The organism is Streptomyces sp. NBC_01549 (genome assembly GCF_026339955.1).
Taxonomy (GTDB): domain Bacteria; phylum Actinomycetota; class Actinomycetes; order Streptomycetales; family Streptomycetaceae; genus Streptomyces.
On record NZ_JAPEPW010000001.1, the window covers coordinates 6668726 to 6688404 of the forward strand.

A 19679-nucleotide genomic window follows, 5' to 3' on the forward strand; every position below is an offset into this window, starting at 1 on the left:
CGGAGCCTTTCTCACAGCGCCCGGAAAAGCCCCTCCTGGACGACCGAGACGAGCAGACGTCCCTCCAGGTCGTAGATGCGACCGCGGGCCAGCCCGCGACCGCCCGTCGCGATCGGCGACTCCTGGTCGTAAAGGAACCACTCGTCCGCGCGAAAGGGCCGGTGGAACCACATCGCATGGTCGAGCGAGGCCATGTCGTAGCCGCGCGGACCCCACAGCGGCTCCACCGGGATGCGGACGGCGTCCAGGAGAGTCATGTCGCTCGCGTAGGTGAGGGCACAGGTGTGCACGAGCGGGTCGTCGCCCAGCGGCCCCACGGCACGCATCCATACCGCACTGCGCGGCTCGGCGTCCTTGATCTCCTCCGGGGCCCAGCGCAGTCCGTCCACATACCGGATGTCGAACGGCTGGCGGCGAGCCATGCGCTCCAGCGACTCGGGAAGCGCGCCCAGATGCTCGGTGATCTCCTGCGAGACCGTCGGCAGCGTCTCCGGGTGCGGGATCTCGCGGGCCGGCGGCAGCTGGTGCTCGAAGCTCCCTTCCTCGGACTTGTGAAAGGAGGCGGTCAGATTGAAGATCGTGCGGCCCTGCTGTACGGCGGTGACCCGACGCGTGGTGAACGACCGTCCGTCCCTGACCCGTTCGACCTGGTACACGATCGGCACGCCTGGCCGGCCCGGGCGCAGGAAGTATGCGTGCAGTGAGTGCACCGGCCGGTCGCCCTCGGTGGTGCGCCCGGCGGCCACCAGGGCCTGGCCCGCCACCTGGCCGCCGAACACCCGCTGCAATGACTCGTCCGGGCTGCGGCCACGGAAGATGTTGACCTCTATCTGCTCCAGGTCGAGCAGGTCGACGAGTCTCTCGGCTGGGTTGGTCATGTGTGGGATTCTCCTGTGCTCACAACTGGCCGACGTCGGTGACCTTGACGACCGCGCGACCCTCCGCGTCGGAGGCCACGAGGTCGACCTCCGCGCTGATGCCCCAGTCGTGGTCACCGTTCGGGTCGGCGAAGGTCTGACGGACGCGCCACAGACTGTTCTGCGGCTCTTCCACGATCGACAGCAGCTTGGGGCCACGGGCGTCGGGGCCTGTGCCGAGGTCCTCGTACTCGTCCCAGTACTTGTCCATCGCCTCGCCCCAGGCGTCGGCGTCCCAGCCGGACTCGCCGTCCATCTCGCCGAGCTCGTCGACGTTGTCGAGCGCGGCGAGTTCGACACGGCGGAACATCGCGTTGCGGACGAGGACGCGGAAGGCGCGGGCGTTCGACGTGACCGGCTTGACCTGGTCGGCCCTCTCCTGGGCCTCCTCGGCCGTCATCTCCTCGGGGTTGGCGAGCTGCTCCCACTCGTCGAGGAGGCTGGAGTCGACCTGGCGCACCAGCTCGCCCAGCCAGGCGATCAGATCCTCCAGGTCCTCGGACTTGAGGTCGTCCGGGACGGTGTGTTCAAGCGCCTTGTAGGCACTCGCCAGGTAGCGCAGGACAATGCCCTCAGTACGGGCGAGCTCGTAGTGGGAGACGAACTCCGTGAAGGACATGGCCCGTTCGTACATGTCACGGATGACGGACTTCGGCGACAGCGGATGGTCACCGACCCACGGGTGACTCTTGCGGTAGGTGTTGTAGGCATGGAAGAGCAGCTCCTCCAGCGGCTTGGGGTACGACACGTCCTGGAGCCGCTCCATGCGCTCCTCGTACTCGACGCCGTCCGCCTTCATCGCGGCCACGGCCTCGCCGCGCGCCTTGTTCTGCTGGGCCGCGAGGATCTGCCGCGGGTCGTCCAGCGTGGACTCCACGACGGACACCATGTCCAGGGCGTAGGAGGGGGACTCGGGGTCCAACAGCTCGAACGCGGCGAGCGCGAAGGTCGACAGCGGCTGATTGAGCGCGAAGTCCTGCTGCAGATCCACGGTGAGGCGCACGATGCGGCCCGTGGCGTCCGGCTCGTCGAGCTTCTCGACGATGCCGCCGTCGAGGAGCGAGCGGTAGATCGCGATCGCCCGCCGGATGTGCCGCAGCTGCTGCTTGCGCGGCTCGTGGTTGTCCTCCAGCAGATGCCGCATCGCCTCGAAGGCGTTCCCCGGCCGGGCGATCACCGCCAGGAGCATGGTGTGGGTGACCCGGAAGCGGGAGGTGAGCGGCTCGGGATCGGAGGCGATGAGCTTCTCGAAGGTGTTGTCCGTCCAGCCGACGAAGCCCTCGGGAGCCTTCTTGCGGACCACCTTGCGGCGCTTCTTCGGGTCGTCGCCCGCCTTGGCGAGCGCCTTCTCGTTCTCGATGACGTGCTCGGGCGCCTGGGCCACCACGAAGCCCGCCGTGTCGAATCCGGCGCGCCCGGCACGGCCTGCGATCTGGTGGAACTCGCGGGCACGGAGCGTGCGCACCCGGTTGCCGTCGTACTTCGTCAGCGCCGTGAACAGCACGGTGCGGATCGGGACGTTGACTCCGACACCGAGCGTGTCCGTGCCACAGATGACCTTCAGCAGACCGGCCTGGGCCAGCTTCTCCACCAGCCGTCGGTACTTGGGCAGCATGCCCGCGTGGTGCACGCCGATGCCGTGGCGTACGTACCGGGAGAGGTTGCGGCCGAACTTGGTGGTGAAACGGAAGTTGCCGATCAGCTCGGCGATCTGGTCCTTCTCCTCGCGCGTGCACATGTTGATGCTCATCAGCGCCTGCGCCCGCTCCACGGCCTGCGCCTGGGTGAAGTGGACAATGTAGACGGGAGCCTGCTTGGTCGCGAGCAGCTCGGTGAGCGTCTCCGTCAGCGGGGTCAGCACGTATTCGTAGGAGAGCGGCACGGGCCGGGTCGCCGAGCGGACCACCGACGTGGGCCGTCCGGTGCGCCGGGTGAGGTCCTTCTCGAACATCGAGACATCGCCGAGCGTCGCCGACATCAGGATGAACTGAGCCTGCGGCAGTTCCAGGATCGGGATCTGCCACGCCCAGCCGCGGTCGGCCTCCGCGTAGAAGTGGAACTCGTCCATGACCACCTGACCGACGTCGGCGTGCTTGCCGTCCCGCAGCGCGATGGACGCCAGCACCTCGGCGGTGCAGCAGATGATGGGGGCGTCGGAGTTCACGGAGGCGTCGCCGGTCAGCATGCCGACGTTCTCGGTGCCGAAGATCTTGCACAGCTCGAAGAACTTCTCCGAGACCAGTGCCTTGATCGGCGCCGTGTAGAAGGTGACCTCGTCACGGGCGAGCGCCGCGAAGTGGGCGCCCGCGGCGATCATGCTCTTGCCCGAGCCGGTGGGCGTCGAGACGATCACGTTCGCACCCGAGACCACTTCGATCAGCGCCTCCTCCTGATGGGGGTAGAGCGTGAGACCGCGTTCCCCGGCCCACGACTCGAAGGCTTCGTAGAGGGCGTCGGGATCTGCGGTCTGTGGCAGCTGATCGATAAGGGTCACGCCCCCATCTTGCCTGTCAACCCGCTCGATGGGGGAATCGGATGCTCGTCCGAAGATCACGACCGTTACGCTGTGGCGCCGACGAAGCGTCAGCGTATGCGGGCAACTGGACAGCGGCGAAAGAAGAATGGGGCGGGGAACGGCCATGATGGGACCAGCACACTCACTCTCGGGAGCCGCGGCCTGGCTCGGCGTCGGAGCGGCGGCGGCCGCCGCCGGTCACACGATGCCCTGGCCGGTCCTCCTCGTCGGCGCCCTGATCTGCGCGGGTGCCGCGCTCGCCCCCGACCTGGACCACAAGGCGGCGACGATCTCGCGAGCCTTCGGGCCCGTCTCGCGGACCCTGTGCGAGATCGTCGACAAGCTCTCGTACGCCGTCTACAAGTCGACTCGCAAGCCGGGCGACCCGCGGCGCTCCGGCGGCCACCGCACGCTGACGCACACCTGGCTGTGGGCGGTGACGATCGGCGCCGGGACCGCGGTCCTGGCGATCACCGGTGGCCGCTGGGCGGTCCTCGCCATTCTCTTCGTGCACATGGTGCTCGCGATCGAGGGCCTGCTGTGGCGGGCCGCCCGCGGCTCCAGCAGCGACGTGCTGGTCTGGCTGCTGGCGGCGACCAGCGCCTGGATCCTCGCCGGCGTCCTCGACAAGCCGGGCAACGGCTCGGACTGGCTGTTCACCGCACCCGGCCAGGAGTACCTGTGGCTCGGACTGCCGATCGTCCTGGGCGCCCTGGTGCACGACATCGGGGACGCGCTGACGGTGTCCGGCTGCCCGATCCTGTGGCCCATCCCGCTCGGCCGCAAGCGCTGGTACCCGATCGGCCCGCCCAAGGCCATGCGCTTCCGGGCCGGCAGCTGGGTCGAGCTCAAGGTGCTCATGCCGGTCTTCATGCTGCTCGGCGGAGTGGGTTGCGCGGCTGCGCTCAACGTCATCTGAGCCGGGACGATGCCGGGAGTTTGCCCCCGGCATCGCCGGAAGGGGAGGCTCCCGGCTCTCCCACGTCAGCCGTGATCACCCGTGCAGACCCGCGGCACGGTGCTCCGGCCCCATATGTGGCGGGCCGGAGCACGGCAGGGTCGCTCACCGCGCTGCGCTGCTGGGCTATGGCCGTGACGACCTGATGCGTCTGCTGGACGCGGCGGCGAGCGGACCGGAGGCCGGGAAGTAGCGGGTCCGAGGGTGCGCCGGGTGTGGGTCAGGTGCGGGAGGCGGCGGCGTGGCCCCTCATGCCGGCCCATCCTTGCCCGCTCCCTGCTCCGCACCCCCGTACCGCCTCTCGAACTGTGCGATCCGGCCCTCCGAGTCCACGGTCCGGGCCTTGCCCGTGTAGAAGGGGTGGCTCTCCGAGGAGATCTCTACGTCCACGACCGGGTACGTCTCGCCGTCGTCCCACTCGATGGTCTGGTCGCTCGTCGCGGTGGACCGGGTCAGGAAGGCGTATCCGGCGGCGCGGTCGCGGAAGACGACGGTGTGGTAGTCGGGGTGCTTGTCCTGCTGCATGGGTGCTCCTTGGGGGAGAGGGGCGGGGGCCGGTCAGCCGGACGGATTTTCCTCGTCGACGATGTGCATCGCGGCCTCCTCGGCCGAGGCCGCGGCGCCGTCGATGCCGACGTCGGTGGCGATCAGCCCGCTCTCGTCGTCCTCGTGCGCTCCTTCATTGGGGGCCACGAGACGACCGGAGCGGCTGACGCCCACTTCGTTGTCCCAGGGTTCGCCGTCGGTGCCCTGGCAGTCTCCGATGCCGTCCCCGTCCGACGCGGCGACGTCGGGCATCTCCTCCGCGAGGCGCTGGTCCAGGGTCTCGCCCTGTCGGCGTTCCGCGGCGGTCACCCCGGAATGTTCCACCGCCCACGGCCGCTCCGGCGGGGACCAGCCCCGGTCGAGCGGGTCACCGACGCCGTCGGAGAGCAGGGTGTCCTCGGAGTCGAGCAGCCCCGCGTCGTCCTGTACCTCGGATCCGTCGGGCTGGTAGACGTCGTCTCCCCATCCGTCGACGCTGTTCACGGGTACCTCCAGGTGATGCGGGCGAGCCCGATCCCACCGCGCTCGACGGCGGGCGCGCGGGCCACTCGGCACAGGCATCGCCCTTCGCGAACCGGGTGGTTCCCGGGCGTTCCCCGAGCCGGTGCCGATATCCAGCCTTCCACTCCGGTTCGCCACTGCGCAACGCCACACGGTCCGAGGTGGTACCGGCCCGCCCACGGAGGCAGGCCCCGGGCGCCGGTGCGACCGCCGCCACACCCGAGAGCGGACCGCACCGGCGGGGCTTCCTCACCCCTCCCAGGACCTTCTCACCCGTGCCAGGACCTCCACAGCGCCGCGTAGGCGCCGTCCGCCGCGACCAGCTGATCGTGACTGCCCAGCTCGCTGATCCGGCCGTTCTCCACGACGGCGATGACATCCGCGTCGTGAGCGGTGTGCAGCCGGTGGGCTATGGCGACCACGGTGCGGCCGTCGAGGACGCGGGCCAGCGAGCGTTCCAGGTGACGGGCCGCACGCGGGTCGAGCAGCGAGGTCGCCTCGTCCAGGACCAGGGTGTGCGGATCGGCGAGGACCAACCGGGCCAGGGCGATCTGCTGGGCCTGGGCCGGGGTGAGCGCGAGCCCGCCCGAGCCGACCTCGGTGTCCAGACCGTCGTCCAGCGCCCGCGCCCAGCCGTCCGCGTCGACCGCCCCGAGCGCCGCCCACAGCTCGGCGTCGGCCGCTCCCGTCCGGGCGAGCAGCAGGTTGTCGCGCAGCGAGCCCACGAAGACGTGGTGCTCCTGGTTGACCAGGGCCACGTGGGAGCGGACCGCCTCGGCGGGCATCCGGGACAGTTCGGCGCCCCCGAGCGTGACGCGACCCTCCCGGGGCGCGTAGATCCCGGCGAGCAGCCTGCCCAGCGTGGACTTGCCCGCGCCCGACGGTCCCACCAGGGCGAGCCGGGTGCCTGGGGTGACCTCCAGGGAGACCTCGCGCAGTACGTCCACTCCGGCCCGGTAGCCGAAGCGCACCTCGTTCGCGCGCACGTCCCGCCCGTCCGGGATCATCTCCGGGTCGCCCGCGTCCGGCTCGATGTCCCGGACGCCGACCAGCCGGCCCAGCGACACCTGGGCGACCTGCAGCTCGTCGTACCAGCGCAGGATCAGGCCCACCGGGTCGACGAGCATCTGCGCGATGAGCGCGCCCGTCGTCAGCTGCCCCACACCGATCCAGCCCTGCAGGACGAAGACCCCGCCGATCATCAGGACCGAGCAGAGGATCACCACGTGGGTGACGCCGATGACCGGGAAGAGCACCGTGCGCAGCCACAGGGTGTAGCGCTCCCAGGCCGTCCACTCCTTGATCCGGCGCTCCGACAGCTCGATACGGCGCTCGCCCAGGCGGTGCGCCTCGACGGTACGGCCCGCGTCCACGGTCTCGGCGAGGGCGGCGGCGACGGCGGCGTAACCGGCGGCCTCGGAGCGGTAGGCGGACGGTGCGCGCTTGAAGTACCAGCGGCAGCCGATCAGCAGGACGGGCACGGCGACCAGCACGGCGGGAGCGAGCGGCGGCGCGGTCACGGCGAGCCCGCCGAGCAGCAGTGCCACCCACACCACGCCGATGGCGAGCTGCGGCACGGCTTCGCGCATCGCGTTGGCGAGCCGGTCGATGTCCGTGGTGATGCGGGACAGCAGGTCACCCGTGCCGGCCCGCTCCAGGACGCCGGGCGGCAGCCCGACCGACCGTACGAGGAAGTCCTCGCGCAGATCGGCCAGCATCCGCTCGCCGAGCACGGCCCCGCGCAGCCGTACCTCGCGTACGAACAGGGCCTGCACGACGAGCGCGACGACGAACAGGGCGACGGTGCGTTCCAGATGGAGCTCGCGTGCGTGGTCCGAGACGCGCTCGACGATCGCGCCCAGCAGGTAGGGGCCTGCCATCGAGGCCACCACGGCGACCGTGTTGGCGGCTATGAGCAGCAGGAAGGCCCGGCGGTGCCGTCGGAAGAGTTCGGCCACGTAGGCGCGTACGGTCGCGGGGGCACCGACGGGCAGGGTGTGCGCCGTGGTCGGGGCCGCCGGGTCGTACGCCGGTGGCGCCACGCCGATCATGCGGTCTCCTCGATTTCTTCCAGTTCCTTCAGTACGCCGCTCAGGTCGGCCTCGTCATCGGTCTCCCGCGTCACCACGGCCCGGTATCGCGGCTCACCACGTACCAGCTCGCGGTGTACGCCGACGGCCGCGACCTTGCCCTCGTGCAGCAGAACGACCCGGTCCGCGTGGTCCAGGAGCAGCGGCGAGGAGGTGAACACGACCGTCGTACGCCCGGTGCGCAGGGCGCGCACGCCGTCGGCGATCCGGGCCTCGGTGTGCGAGTCGACGGCGGAGGTCGGCTCGTCCAGGACCAGCACCCCGGGGTCCGTGATCAGCGACCGGGCCAGAGCCAGGCGCTGGCGCTGGCCGCCGGACAGGGAGCGCCCACGTTCGGTGATGCGGGTCTCCATCGGATCCTCGGCGTCCAGCGAACCCTGGGTGAGCGCGTCCAGGACGTCGCCGCACTGCGCGGCGGTCAGTGCGGCCTCGGCGCTGACGAGACCCGAGGAGGGCACGTCGAGCAGCTCGCGCAGCGAGCCGGACAGCAGCACCGGGTCCTTGTCCTGGACGAGGACGGCCGTACGGGCGGAGTCGAGTGGCAGCTCGTCGAGCGGTACGCCCCCGAGGAGTACCGAGGTGCCCTCCTCCGCGGGATGGCCACCCAGCCGCGCGGCGAGCACACCCGCCGCGTCCGGGTCGCCGCACACCACGGCGGTGAGGCGTCCGGCGGGCGCGAGCAGCCCGGTCGCGGGGTCGTACAGATCGCCGTCCGGTACCTCGGCCGAGCGCGATCCGCCGCTGTCCATGGCACGTTCCAGGGACAGCACCCGGGCGGCGCGCTTGGCGGACGGGCGGGAGAAGGAGTAGGCCATCGCGATCTCCTCGAAGTGCCGCAAGGGATACGTGAGCAGCATGACCGCGCTGTACACGGTGACGAGCTCGCCGACCGTGATCCGGCCGCCGTGGGCCAGGTGAACGCCGCGCCAGATGACGGCGATCATCAGCAGGCCGGGCAACAGCACCTGGATGGCCGAGATCAGCGACCACATCCGGGCGCTGCGCACGGCCGCGCGGCGGACCTCCTGAGAGGCGCGGCGGTAGCGGTCGAGGAACAGTTCCTCCCCGCCGATGCCGCGCAGCACGCGCAGGCCCGCGACGGTGTCCGAGGCCAGCTCGGTGGCGCGTCCGGCCTTCTCGCGCTGGAAGTCCGCGCGCCGGGTGGCACGGGGCAGCAGCGGCAGCACGGCGAGTGCCAGGACGGGCACGCCCACCGCGACGAGTACGCCGAGCGCGGGCTGGTAGACGACCAGACCGACACAGACCAGCACGACGGTCAGGGCGGCCGCCGCGAACCGCGACAGGGCCTCCACGAACCAGCCGATCTTCTCGACGTCGCCGGTCGAGACCGCGACGACCTCGCCGGCCGCGACACGCCGCGTCAGGGCAGAGCCCAACTGGGCGGTCTTGTGGGCAAGGAGCTGTTGGACGCGCGCGGCGGCGGTGATCCAGTTGGTGACCGCGGCCCGGTGCAGCATGGTGTCGCCCAGCGTGATGCAGGCACCGCACAGCACCAGCAGCCCGCCGGTCAGGGCGAGTCGGGTGCCGGAGCGGTCGACGACGGCCTGGACGGCGAGGCCGACGCAGAACGGCAGCCCGGAGACGGCCACGAAGTGCAGCAGCCCCCAGGCGAGGGCCTTGAACTGCCCGCCGAGCTGATTCCGGCCGAGCCACCACAGGAATCGGGGCCCCGAGCGTGCGTCCGGCACACCCGGGTCGGGATAGGGAAGGTCTTGAATCTGCATGACGTCCCAGTGGCTCGTGTAAGGGGTGGGGTCAGGGAATGGGGTCGGGGAGAAGCCGTGGGGTTCCGGCGACCGGCCGACCGCGGGGGGTCGGCAGCAAACCGTGAAAGGTTCGCGTCATGGCGCGACCGGAAGCAAACGATTTTTCACCCGTGGACATGGATTCAGGACAGCGAATCGGGATACGAGTTCGGGAGACGCGAGTTCGGGGCAGGGGCTCCGAGGCAGGGCTGGGACCACCTCCGACGCACCGAAAGCGTGCCCGGAAAGGCAACGCCTGCCCGAGAAGTCGGGGGGGTAGGGGTTATTCGTCCGATACGTGATGCAACGATGGGCCGCATGCGAATAGACGGTGCGAGGCGTACGGGGTTCACCACTGTGGCGTGCGGTGTCCTTGCCGTGTTCCTGTCGGCCTGCGGTGGTTCGCAAGGCGGGAGCGGCGCGGTGAAGGGGCACGGCGGAGCCGGCGGCAAGGCCGAACACGCTCCCGCGCGCACCGTCGACCTCACCCGGATACCGAATGTCGGCGACCGTCTGCGGGCCCGGATCCCATCCAACTCCCACCAGGTCGTGGCGGTCTACGGCGAGGGCAGGGACTCCGCCGACTCCACCGTCGTGCTGTATGAGAAGTCCGGCTCCACCTGGGAGGTACGGCGTTCCTGGCGCGCTCACAACGGGGTGAAGGGCTGGACCACCGACCATCACGAGGGCGACAAGCGCAGCCCCGTCGGGGTGTTCTCGCTCACCGACGCGGGCGGAGTGCTCGACGACCCGGGCGCCCTGCTTCCGTACGACCACTCGACGGCCTATCAGGCGCCCCGCGACTGGGCCAGGTCGCACTGGCACGACTTCGACTACGTCGTCGCCATCAACTACAACCGCCGGGTGGGCACCCCGCCCGACAACCCGGACCGCCCCCTGGGTGAGACGAAGGGCGGAAGCATCTGGCTGCACATGGACCACGGCAGCGGTACGTCCGCGTGCGTCAGCGTGCCCAAGTCGGCCATGGAGTATCTCCTGCGGACGCTCGACCCGAATCAGCACCCTGTCATCGTGATGGGGGACAGGGCCGATCTGAAGGTGTAGCCACCGTGGCCGAACGGGCCGCCCCATGAGGTGCGGTCCCCGAGTACCCATTGCGGGGCGGGCCGACTCCCCCGTAGAACACCGCACATGAGAAGACGGATCGTCATGTCCATGCTCGCCGGAGTGATTCTCTCGGCAGGCACCTTCCTGGGGGCGGGCCCGGCTGCCGGGACGCCCATCAATGCGCCCGCCGAATTCGGCACCGACTGGCACGACCCCTTGACCGCCGCCCCGCCGGTGGCGAAACCCGCCACCAAGTCCTGTGCGGTGACGGTGGCCGAGGCGCAGTTTCGTGACTTCACGCCGTATCGGGGCACGTACGCACCGCCGAGCGGCTGCGGCGACCGCTGGAGCAAGGTCGTCCTGCGACTCGACGGCAAGGTCAAGGGACGCCAGTTCGACCGGCTCGGATATCTGCACATAGGTGGGGTGGAGATCCTCCGCACCTCCACCCCGGAGCCCTCGCCCGACGGCATCGAGTGGTCCGTCGAGAAGGACGTGACCAGGTACAGCGACACGTTCCGGCGCGACGGCGACGTCGAGATGCTCATCGGAAACGTCGTCGACGGCACGTACACGGGAGCCCTCGACGTGAAGGTGACCCTGACCTTCTACGCCGAGGGTGGCGCCGTGAAGCCCGCCGCGACCCCCGACCGTGTCCTCACCCTCCAGGACGGCACCCTCACCACCCCGCGCAACAGCGAGCGCGTCGTCGCCGAGGTGTACGCGACCGGCTCCGGCGGCGGCTGCGAGGAGTACTGGTACCTGACGGTGCCCGACCCCGCCCCGTACTCCTGCAAGGCGGACAACGGCCCTTACCGGGAGGTGCAGATCAAGGTCGACGGCCAACTCGCGGGCATCGCCGAGCCGTTCCCGACCGTGTGGACCGGCGGCTGGTCGAACCCCTTCCTCTGGTACGTGATCCCGGGCCCGCGCGCCTTCGACATCAAGCCGATCGAATACGACCTGACGCCCTTCGCCGGCCTCCTCGACGACGGTCGTCCGCACCGGATCGACGTCTCCGTCGTGGGCGTCCCCGCGGGGCAGACCGGCTGGAGCACCCCGGTCAACGTCCTCGTCTGGCAGGACGCGAAGCGCGCGCACGTGAGCGGCGCGCTCACCGCGGCCAAGGCGGGCGACCTGTCCAACACCTCGACGTACACGCCCGGTTCGGAAGAACGTCTCGACACCGAGGGCGGACACCGCCTGACGACCGCCGGATACGTCGACACCTCGCACGGCCGGGTGTGGACCACCGTGCGTCGCGCCCTCGCCAACACCTCCGCGCACCGCTGGACCGACGGCGAGAACACGGACGCGCTCAAAGCCACCTGGACCGACGACGAGACGGTCACCGTCGACGGGCGCGGGCCGGTCGTCGTGACGCGCACCCACCGCACGTACTCCATGGACGGCACCACGACGCTCGGCGCGGACGACCGGTTGCGGACCGTTCTGACGCTCGGCGACCGGGCCGCGGTCGAAGAGACGCGCGGCGGCCGGCATGCCACGTGGTCCCGGCTCGACGACACGTACGCGGGAGACGCGACCTATACCGCGAACGTGCCGCGCGAGCAACGGCATGCCGTCGGCACGACCAGCGAGCGCTATCGGCTGCACGGCTCGGACGGCTGCTACGACCGCGTACTGGTCACCGTGCAGGGAGTGCTGACGCGGGACCGCAGCGACTGCTGAGCCTGTGGGGGCCCTGGGTGGGCAACGGCATGTCCGTTCCAGGATTTACATGGACGTGACACAGAGGTATCCGGCGGCATCAGCAACTCCTCAATGGTGATCGCTGCGGAAGGAAGTTTCCGCATACCAGAAGTTCCCTCGGAGGAGTGCCCGTGCCGCCGTCTGTACCGTCCCCGCGACGCGTCGCACGCATACTGCGTACCTCACTGTTCGCGCAGGTCGCCTGTGCACTCGTACTCGGAATCGTCGTCGGAAGGTTGTGGCCGGACACGGCCACGACCTTCCAGCCGCTCGGCGACGGTTTCGTACGCCTCATCAAGGCGGTCATCTCACCGCTCGTGTTCTGTGTGGTGGTCGTCGGCATCACCAAGGCCGGTGGTCTGAAGGCCTTCGGCCGGATCGGACTCAAGGCCCTGATCTGGTTCGAGGTCGCGTCCACCGCCGCACTGTTCCTCGGGCTGATCGCGGCCAACGTCGTCGGTCCGGGCTGGGGCATGCATGCCGACCCCTCGAAGCTCGACGCCTCGGCCGTCGACGGCAAGACCGGCGGCGGCTCGCTCCCGTCGACCGGCGAATTCATCCTGAACGCGCTGCCGCAGAGCGCGGTCGGGGCCTTCGCCGAGAACTCCCTGCTCCAAGTCCTCGTCCTCGCCTGCCTGGTGGGTGCCGCGCTGCTGCACCTCGGCAACGCAAAGGTGCCCCAGGTGTTGCCCGCCATCGAGCAGGTCCAGGACGTCGTCTTCGCGATCGTCGGCTTCATCATGAAGCTGGCCCCGCTCGCGGTGTTCGGCGCGATGGTCCACCTGGTGGGGGAGTACGGGCTCGGCGTCATCAAGACGTACGGCAAGCTGATCGTTCTGTGCTACGCGGTCGCGCTGCTGTTCCTCGCGCTGCTCGCCGTCGCCCTGAAGGCGGTCACCGGACTCAGCCTCTGGAAGTTCGTCCGCTATACCCGCGAGGAGATGCTGCTCGCACTCGGTACCGCCTCCAGCGAGACCGTCATGCCCCGCATGATGCAGAAGCTGCGCCAGGCGGGCTGCCGCGACGACGCCGTGGGCCTGGTCCTGCCCACCGGCTACTCCTTCAATCTCGACGGCGCCTCGATCTACCTGTCCATCGGCACGCTGTTCATCGCGCAGGCAGTGGGGGTGGATCTGAGCCTGGGCCAGCAGATCACCGTCGTCCTGGTGCTCATGCTGACCAGCAAGGGCATGGCGGGCGTGCCCGGTTCCGCCTTCCTCGCGCTGTCGGCGACGGCCTCCTCGCTCGGGGTCATTCCCGCCGGAGCCGTGGCCCTCCTCCTGGGCGTGGACCGCATCATGGACTCGATGCGCGTCGCGACCAACCTGCTCGGCAACTGTGTCGCCGTCTTCGCGGTGTCCCGCTGGGAGGGCGCGCTTGACACGGAGCGGGCGAAGAAGATGCTGGACGGCGAGATCGCGTTCGTGGAGGAGGACGGCGAACCGCGGACGCAGGAGTCTGCGACGCAAGGACCGGGGCCCGAGTCGGCCAAGGCGGAAATCCCCGCCCGGTCGACCAAGGAGCCCACCCCCGAGGTCGGTTGACCGACCAGGGACGGGTCACCGACCTGGAGCCCCGGGACGGGTCACCGACCTGGAGCCTGGAAAAGGGCCGCGCGCTCCCACTCCAGCTGTACGGAGTGGGAGCGCGCGGCCCGTCGCGTTGTCCGCCGCGCCTCGTGTCCGCCGACGGCAACCCCTCAGCAGCGGTGCTCGAGCCTCGGCATGCCGTCCACCAGCGTGTCCAGCAGCCCCCCGAGCACCTCGCGCTGCTCGTCCGTCAACGGCGCCAGGATCTCCTCCGCGGCCGACCGGCGCGCGCCGCGCAGCTCCCGCAGTGCCGTGCGCCCGTCGTCCGTGACCTCGATCCGGATGACCCGCCGGTTGGTGGGATCGGGGACCCGGCGCACCTTCCCGCTCGCCTCCAGGCCGTCGACCAGCGTGGTCACGGCCCGGGGCACCACCTCCAGGCGCTCGGCGAGATCGGCCATGCGCGGCGGTGAGCTGTAGTGCGCGAGCGTGCGCAGCAGCCGTGACTGGGCCGGGGTGATGCCCAGCCCGCGCTGCTCCAGATGCCGCTTCTGGATTCGGTGCACACGGCGGGTCAGCCGCAGCAACTGCTCGGCGAGCAGGCCGTCGGCATCGGGGGTGGTCATGCGGGAACAATATCAGGATGCGGTTCATTGTGAGTATAGGTAACAATGAGCTAAGCTCCGACAGTCATCCTTTCCCTGCCCTGTGTAACCGTCGTCTCACCTCCCGTAGGAGCCCATGCGTCCCGACCGATCCACCTGGACCCCGTCACCCGCCGAGGATGAACAGCCACGGCAGGTGCGTCGCATCCTGAAGTTGTTCCGGCCCTACCGCGGCCGCCTGGCGATCGTCGGCCTGCTGGTCGGCGCCGCGTCGCTCGTCACCGTCGCGACCCCCTTCCTGCTGAAGGAGACCCTGGATGTCGCGATCCCCCAGGGTCGCACCGGTCTGCTGAGCCTGCTCGCGCTGGGCATGATCCTCAGTGCGGTCGTCACCAGCATCTTCGGCGTCCTGCAGACCCTGATCTCCACGACCGTCGGTCAGCGCGTCATGCACGACCTGCGCACCGCCGTCTACGGCCGGCTGCAGCGCATGTCGCTCGCCTTCTTCACCCGGACCCGCACCGGCGAGGTCCAGTCCCGCATCGCCAACGACATCGGCGGCATGCAGGCGACCGTGACGTCCACCGCCACCTCGCTGGTCTCCAACCTCACCAGTGTGGTCGCCACGATCATCGCGATGATCGCCCTGGACTGGCGGCTCACCATCGTGTCGCTGCTCCTGCTGCCGGTCTTCGTGTGGATCAGCCGGCGCGTCGGCAACGAACGCAAGAAGATAGCCACCCAGCGTCAGAAGCAGATGGCCACGATGGCCGCCACCGTCACGGAGTCGCTCTCCGTGAGCGGCATCCTGCTCGGGCGCACCATGGGCCGCGGCGATTCGCTCACCAAGGCGTTCGAGGCCGAGTCCGACAGCCTGGTCGACCTCGAGGTGAAGTCGAACATGGCGGGCCGCTGGCGCATGTCCGTGATCGGCATCGTCATGGCCGCCATGCCGGCCGTCATCTACTGGGCGGCGGGCATGGCCCTCCAGTTCGGCGGCCCGGCCGTGTCGATCGGCACGCTCGTCGCCTTCGTCTCGCTCCAGCAGGGCCTGTTCCGGCCGACGGTCAGCCTGCTGTCCACCGGCGTGCAGATCCAGACCTCGCTCGCGCTCTTCCAGCGCATCTTCGAGTACCTCGACCTGCCCATCGACATCACCGAGCCGGAGCGCCCGGTTCACCTCGACCAGGTCAAGGGCGAGATCCGCTTCGAGGGCGTCGAGTTCCGCTACGACGACAAGAGCGGCCCGATCCTCGAGGGCATCGACATCACCGTCCCCGCGGGCGGCAGTCTCGCCGTCGTCGGTCCGACCGGCTCCGGCAAGTCCACGCTCAGCTATCTGGTGCCACGGCTGTACGACGTCACGGGCGGCCGTGTCACGCTGGACGGCGTCGACGTACGGGACCTCGACTTCGACACGCTCGCCCGCGCGATCGGCGTCGTGTCCCAGGAGACGTACCTCTTCCATGCCTCGGTCGCGGACAACCTGCGCTTCGCCAGGCCCGACGCCACCGACGAGGAGCTGCAGGCGGCGGCCAGGGCGGCCCAGATCCACGATCACATCGCGTCGCTGCCCGACGGGTACGACACGGTCGTGGGTGAACGCGGCCACCGGTTCTCCGGCGGTGAGAAGCAGCGCCTCGCCATCGCCCGCACGATCCTGCGGGACCCGCCGGTCCTCATCCTCGACGAGGCGACCAGCGCCCTGGACACCCGCACGGAGCACGCCGTGCAGGAGGCCATCGACGCCCTGTCGGCCAACCGGACCACGCTCACCATCGCGCACCGGCTCTCCACCATCCGTGGCGCCGACCAGATCGTCGTCCTGGACTCCGGTCGCGCGGTCGAACGCGGCACGCACGAGGAGCTGTTGGAGCGGGAGGGACGCTATGCGGCACTGGTCCACCGGGACGCCCAACTGGAGCCGACAAGATGACGATATGCCGGGTTTGTGAGCATGAGCGGGTTACCGTGCCCGCATGCAGATGAACACTCCGCCACGGAGCACGATTCGACTGACGCGCCGGGGCCGGGTCGCCCTCATCGCGACCGGAGCCGTCGTGGCGGCCACCGCCGTGGCGGTGCCGCTGCTCACCCTGACCATGGAGGGCGAGGAGACGCGGCCCACGTCCCTCGTCATCCCGGAGGGCTGGCGCACTGGCCAGGTCTACGAGGCCGTCGACAAGGCTCTCGCACTGCCCCTGGGTTCCACCAAGAAGTCCCTGGCCAAGGCCAACCTCAAGTTGCCCAGCGACGCGGAGGGCAACCCCGAGGGCTACCTCTACCCGGCGACGTACCGCCTCGACAGGACGGCGACCCCCGAGTCCCTGCTGGCGCAGATGGTCAACACCGCGAACAAGAAGTTCCGGGGCAGCCCGGTCACGGCGGGCGCCCAGCGCAACGCGATGAACGTCTATCAGGCGGTCACCATCGCGAGCATCATCCAGTCCGAGGCCGCCACCAAGCCCGACATGGCCAAGGTGGCGCGGGTCATCTTCAACCGCCTGGAGCGGGGCATGCCGCTGCAGATGGACTCGACGCTCAACTACGCGCTGAACCGCTTCACGCTGAGCACGACCACGAACGACACGAAGCTCGAGAGCCCCTACAACTCGTACCAGCGCATGGGGCTGCCGCCCACACCGATCGCCAACCCCGGCGAGGACGCGATGCGCGCCGCGATCAATCCCACCCCGGGCGACTGGCTGTACTTCGTCACGGTCAAGCCGGGCGACACCCGGTTCACGGCCAGCTACGAGGAACATCAGAGGAACGTCGCCGAATTCAACCTGCTCCGCAGGCGCGCCTCGCCCTCGACCACGCCCTCGAACTCCACCTCGACCGCGGTCCCGGGCTCGCCGTCCGCCTCGGCCGCGCGCTGAAGCCGGATGTCCGATGCCGGACCCGGCCCACGAGGTCTCCTGGGCCGGCCACGGGGCATCAGGCGCCGACGGTCACTCCCGCCAGCAGCCGCCTGATGTCCCGTACCGCCGCGCGCCCGGCCCGGTTGGCGCCGATCGTGCTGGCCGAAGGGCCGTATCCGACCAGATGGATCCGGGGATCGGCGAGCGTGCGCGTCTCCTCGACGCGGATGCCACCGCCCGGTTCACGCAGCCGCAGCGGTGTCAGATGGTCGAGGGCGGCCCGGAAGCCGGTCGCCCACAGGATGACGTCCGCGTCGACGTGACGGCCGTCGGCCCATGCGACGCCGTCCGGGGTGATTCGGTCGAACATCGGCTGCCGGTCCAGCACACCGTCGGCCAGAGCCTGCCGGATCGCGTCGTTCAGCGGCAGCCCCGTCACCGACACGACACTCTTGGGCGGCAGCCCCTGGCGGACCCGTTCCTCCACGAGCGCGACGGCCGCGCGCCCGACGTCCTCGGTGAAGGGCCCCTCACGGAAGACGGGCGGTCGCCGTGTCACCCAGGTGGTCGCGGCCGCGTACGGGGCGATCTCCATCAGATGCTGGGTGCCGGACGCGCCGCCGCCCACGACGACGACCCGCTGCCCGGCGAACTCCTCGGGCCCCGGGTACTGCGCCGTGTGCAACTGCCGCCCCCGGAAGGTCTCCTGGCCCGGGTAGCGCGGCCAGAACGGCCGGTCCCAGGTGCCCGTGGCATTGATCAGCGCCCGCGTCGACCACGTGCCGTCGGAGGACTCGACCAGCAGCCGCCCGCCGGAACCCTCCCGCACGGCCCGCACGTCCACCGGCCGACGCACCCGCAGGTCGAAGGTGCGCTCGTAGGCGTCGAAGTACTCCGCGATCACCTCGGAGGACGGCCGCGCCGGGTCGGCGCCCTGCAGTTCCATACCTGGCAGGGAGTGCATCCCGTGCACCTTGCCGTACGTCAGCGACGGCCACCGGAACTGCCAGGCGCCGCCCGGACGCGGTGCGTGATCCAGCACCACGAAGTCCCGCTCCGGCTCGAAACCGCCCCGCCGCAGGTGATAGGCGCTGGACAGCCCTGCCTGCCCAGCGCCTATGACGACGACATCGACCTTGCGGACTTCACGCGCCTGCGCCCCGGTGTTGTTCACGCTTCCACCAACCCGGCCGGGGTGCGGGATCTTCCCGAAAGGCGACGCCTGTGAGCCACCCGACGCCCGACCCGTCGGGTCGGCGTCCGCTCGCGACCAGGACCAGGACCAGGACCAGGACCAGGACCAGGACCGGGACCAGGACCGGGACCAGGACCAGGACCGGGACCAGGACCAGGACCGGGACCCGGGCGCCGCGCCCGGCCGCCCTGGTCGGCAGCAGCCCCGGGGCCGCCAGATCCGGGATCACCCCCTCCTCGAACCAGTGCGCCTCCTCGAGATGCGGGGATACCCGGAGAGAACGAACTGCTCGATGCCCAGCGCGTGGTACTCCTCGATCCGGTCGGCGACCTCGGCATGGCTGCCTACGAGAGCGGTACCCGCGCCACCCCGGACGAGACGCACCCCCGCCCACAGGTTCGGCGAGATCTCCAGCCGGTCGCCGGTTCGCCTGGGGGCGGCCGTCGCCGCCGGTCGGCAGGGACCGGTGCGGATGGACGGTCATCAGGAGTCCTTGTAGACGCGGGGCGTGGTGGTGGAGGGCGGCAGGCCGCCGTTGAAACGCGTGTCCACGAAGGCGGCGAAGTCGACCTTGCCCGGGATCAGTTTCAGCTCGGTGAAGGTGTCCGCGATCCGCTGCTCCGAGGAGATGAGCGGCTTGTCGACGGCGACCGCGATCCGGTGTCCCCGGACACCCCCGTCCCGGACACGCCGGAGGCGGTCACCCCAGGAACGACAACCTGACCTGACGCCGGGGGTTGTCCCTGTTCGTGTCCACCAGGACGACGGATTGCCAGGTTCCCAGCTCCAGCGCTCCACCGATCACGGGGAGCGTCGCGTGGGGCGGGACGATGGCCGGGAGTACATGGTCCCGGCCATGACCTGGGGAGCCGTGCCGATGCTGCCAGCGGTCGTCTGCCGGGAGGAGTTGGTGGAGGGCGGCCAGGAGGTCGTCATCACTGCCCGCGCCGGTCTCGATCACGGCCAGGCCCGCCGTCGCGTGGGGCGTGAAGACATTGAGCAGGCCGTCCCGGCCGGGGGCCACTTCCCGTAGGAACGATGCGCACGCTGCGGTCAGGTCGTACACGGTCTCCGTGGAGCCGGTCGTCACGTTGATGGTCCGCGTAGTGAAAGAGTCAGCCATGACTCCATCCTCACGCCAAGGTCCCTCCCGAGTACGGGAGGGACCTTGGTCACGGAGGAAAGGGAGGAAGTTTCCTCAAGTTCCTCAGCGGCAAGTTCCCATACTCCCGTGGGGCGTTCCCGCGTTCCCGGCGTCCATCAGTTCGTTCCGCGTGTCGGCGACCCCCTGACTGTCAACGCCGGGGTTCCTGCCGGCGAAGGCTCGGACGTCTTCCTTTAACCGAGGGCTGTTGCGGGCGCCGCGACGCGCGGATGCGTTGTCCGGCGCGGCCGCGCCCCGTCTTCCCTGT

General features: G+C 70.0%; 15 protein-coding genes and 2 pseudogenes. 6 read left to right on the forward strand and 11 right to left on the reverse strand.

Going from position 1 to position 19679, the window contains the following annotated elements:
* Positions 1 to 11: 11 nt before the first annotated feature.
* Positions 12 to 878, reverse strand: coding sequence for an acyl-CoA thioesterase II (locus OG819_RS29845; RefSeq protein ID WP_266622476.1), 867 nt, complete (start codon positions 876 to 878; stop codon positions 12 to 14).
* A 19-nt stretch (positions 879 to 897) separates the two neighbouring features.
* The gene (locus OG819_RS29850) at positions 898 to 3411 is read right to left on the reverse strand and encodes an RNA helicase (protein ID WP_266622474.1); all 2514 of its coding nucleotides are present in this window, start codon (positions 3409 to 3411) and stop codon (positions 898 to 900) included.
* Between the two features lie 145 nt (positions 3412 to 3556).
* Here OG819_RS29850 and OG819_RS29855 point away from each other — a divergent pair, with 145 nt between their 5' ends.
* Positions 3557 to 4351, forward strand: coding sequence for a metal-dependent hydrolase (locus OG819_RS29855; protein ID WP_266417295.1), 795 nt, complete (start codon positions 3557 to 3559; stop codon positions 4349 to 4351).
* Positions 4352 to 4639: 288 nt separating this feature from the next.
* Here the strand turns inward: OG819_RS29855 and OG819_RS29860 are convergent, their stop codons facing one another.
* The 4 genes from OG819_RS29860 to OG819_RS29875 form a co-directional block, all read right to left on the reverse strand.
* Entirely contained in the window at positions 4640 to 4915 is a 276-nt protein-coding gene (locus OG819_RS29860; protein ID WP_266622471.1) for a type B 50S ribosomal protein L31, read from the reverse strand.
* Between the two features lie 33 nt (positions 4916 to 4948).
* Positions 4949 to 5419 (reverse strand): DUF5709 domain-containing protein, encoded by a 471-nt coding sequence (locus OG819_RS29865; protein ID WP_266417306.1) that lies wholly within the window; start codon positions 5417 to 5419, stop codon positions 4949 to 4951.
* 287 nt (positions 5420 to 5706) lie between these two features.
* Positions 5707 to 7488 carry an ABC transporter ATP-binding protein gene (locus OG819_RS29870; RefSeq protein ID WP_266651643.1) on the reverse strand — a complete coding sequence of 594 codons (1782 nt, stop codon included), beginning with the start codon at positions 7486 to 7488 and terminating at the stop codon, positions 5707 to 5709.
* Positions 7485 to 9272, reverse strand: coding sequence for an ABC transporter ATP-binding protein (locus OG819_RS29875; RefSeq protein ID WP_266651645.1), 1788 nt, complete (start codon positions 9270 to 9272; stop codon positions 7485 to 7487). Before OG819_RS29875 ends, OG819_RS29870 begins: the two co-directional genes overlap by 4 nt.
* A gap of 339 nt (positions 9273 to 9611) precedes the next feature.
* Here OG819_RS29875 and OG819_RS29880 point away from each other — a divergent pair, with 339 nt between their 5' ends.
* The 3 genes from OG819_RS29880 to OG819_RS29890 all read left to right on the forward strand — a co-directional run bounded on the left by OG819_RS29880 (position 9612) and on the right by OG819_RS29890 (position 13618).
* Entirely contained in the window at positions 9612 to 10358 is a 747-nt protein-coding gene (locus OG819_RS29880; protein ID WP_266651647.1) for a L,D-transpeptidase family protein, read from the forward strand.
* 87 nt (positions 10359 to 10445) lie between these two features.
* Entirely contained in the window at positions 10446 to 12053 is a 1608-nt protein-coding gene (locus OG819_RS29885; protein WP_266622464.1) for a peptide-N4-asparagine amidase, read from the forward strand.
* Positions 12054 to 12205: 152 nt separating this feature from the next.
* Positions 12206 to 13618: a cation:dicarboxylase symporter family transporter gene (locus OG819_RS29890; RefSeq protein WP_266651649.1), complete on the forward strand. Its 1413-nt coding sequence runs from the start codon at positions 12206 to 12208 to the stop codon at positions 13616 to 13618.
* A 155-nt stretch (positions 13619 to 13773) separates the two neighbouring features.
* Here the strand turns inward: OG819_RS29890 and OG819_RS29895 are convergent, their stop codons facing one another.
* Entirely contained in the window at positions 13774 to 14229 is a 456-nt protein-coding gene (locus OG819_RS29895; protein ID WP_266417316.1) for a MarR family winged helix-turn-helix transcriptional regulator, read from the reverse strand.
* Between the two features lie 115 nt (positions 14230 to 14344).
* Here OG819_RS29895 and OG819_RS29900 point away from each other — a divergent pair, with 115 nt between their 5' ends.
* Positions 14345 to 16144, forward strand: coding sequence for an ABC transporter ATP-binding protein (locus tag OG819_RS29900; RefSeq protein ID WP_266622459.1), 1800 nt, complete (start codon positions 14345 to 14347; stop codon positions 16142 to 16144).
* A 43-nt stretch (positions 16145 to 16187) separates the two neighbouring features.
* Positions 16188 to 17090 carry an endolytic transglycosylase MltG gene (gene mltG, locus OG819_RS29905; protein WP_266622458.1) on the forward strand — a complete coding sequence of 301 codons (903 nt, stop codon included), beginning with the start codon at positions 16188 to 16190 and terminating at the stop codon, positions 17088 to 17090.
* A 58-nt stretch (positions 17091 to 17148) separates the two neighbouring features.
* Here mltG and OG819_RS29910 read toward each other — a convergent pair whose 3' ends face one another.
* The 4 genes and pseudogenes from OG819_RS29910 to OG819_RS29925 form a co-directional block, all read right to left on the reverse strand.
* Positions 17149 to 18246, reverse strand: a complete 1098-nt coding sequence (locus OG819_RS29910) for an NAD(P)-binding domain-containing protein (protein WP_266651651.1) — start codon at positions 18244 to 18246, stop codon at positions 17149 to 17151.
* Between the two features lie 217 nt (positions 18247 to 18463).
* Positions 18464 to 18687, reverse strand: a pseudogene (locus OG819_RS29915) (alkanesulfonate monooxygenase); the annotation flags it as partial.
* A 63-nt stretch (positions 18688 to 18750) separates the two neighbouring features.
* Positions 18751 to 18927 (reverse strand): annotated as a pseudogene (locus OG819_RS29920) (ABC transporter substrate-binding protein); the annotation flags it as partial.
* Between the two features lie 40 nt (positions 18928 to 18967).
* Positions 18968 to 19390 carry a YjbQ family protein gene (locus OG819_RS29925; RefSeq protein ID WP_266417331.1) on the reverse strand — a complete coding sequence of 141 codons (423 nt, stop codon included), beginning with the start codon at positions 19388 to 19390 and terminating at the stop codon, positions 18968 to 18970.
* Positions 19391 to 19679: the final 289 nt, after the last annotated feature.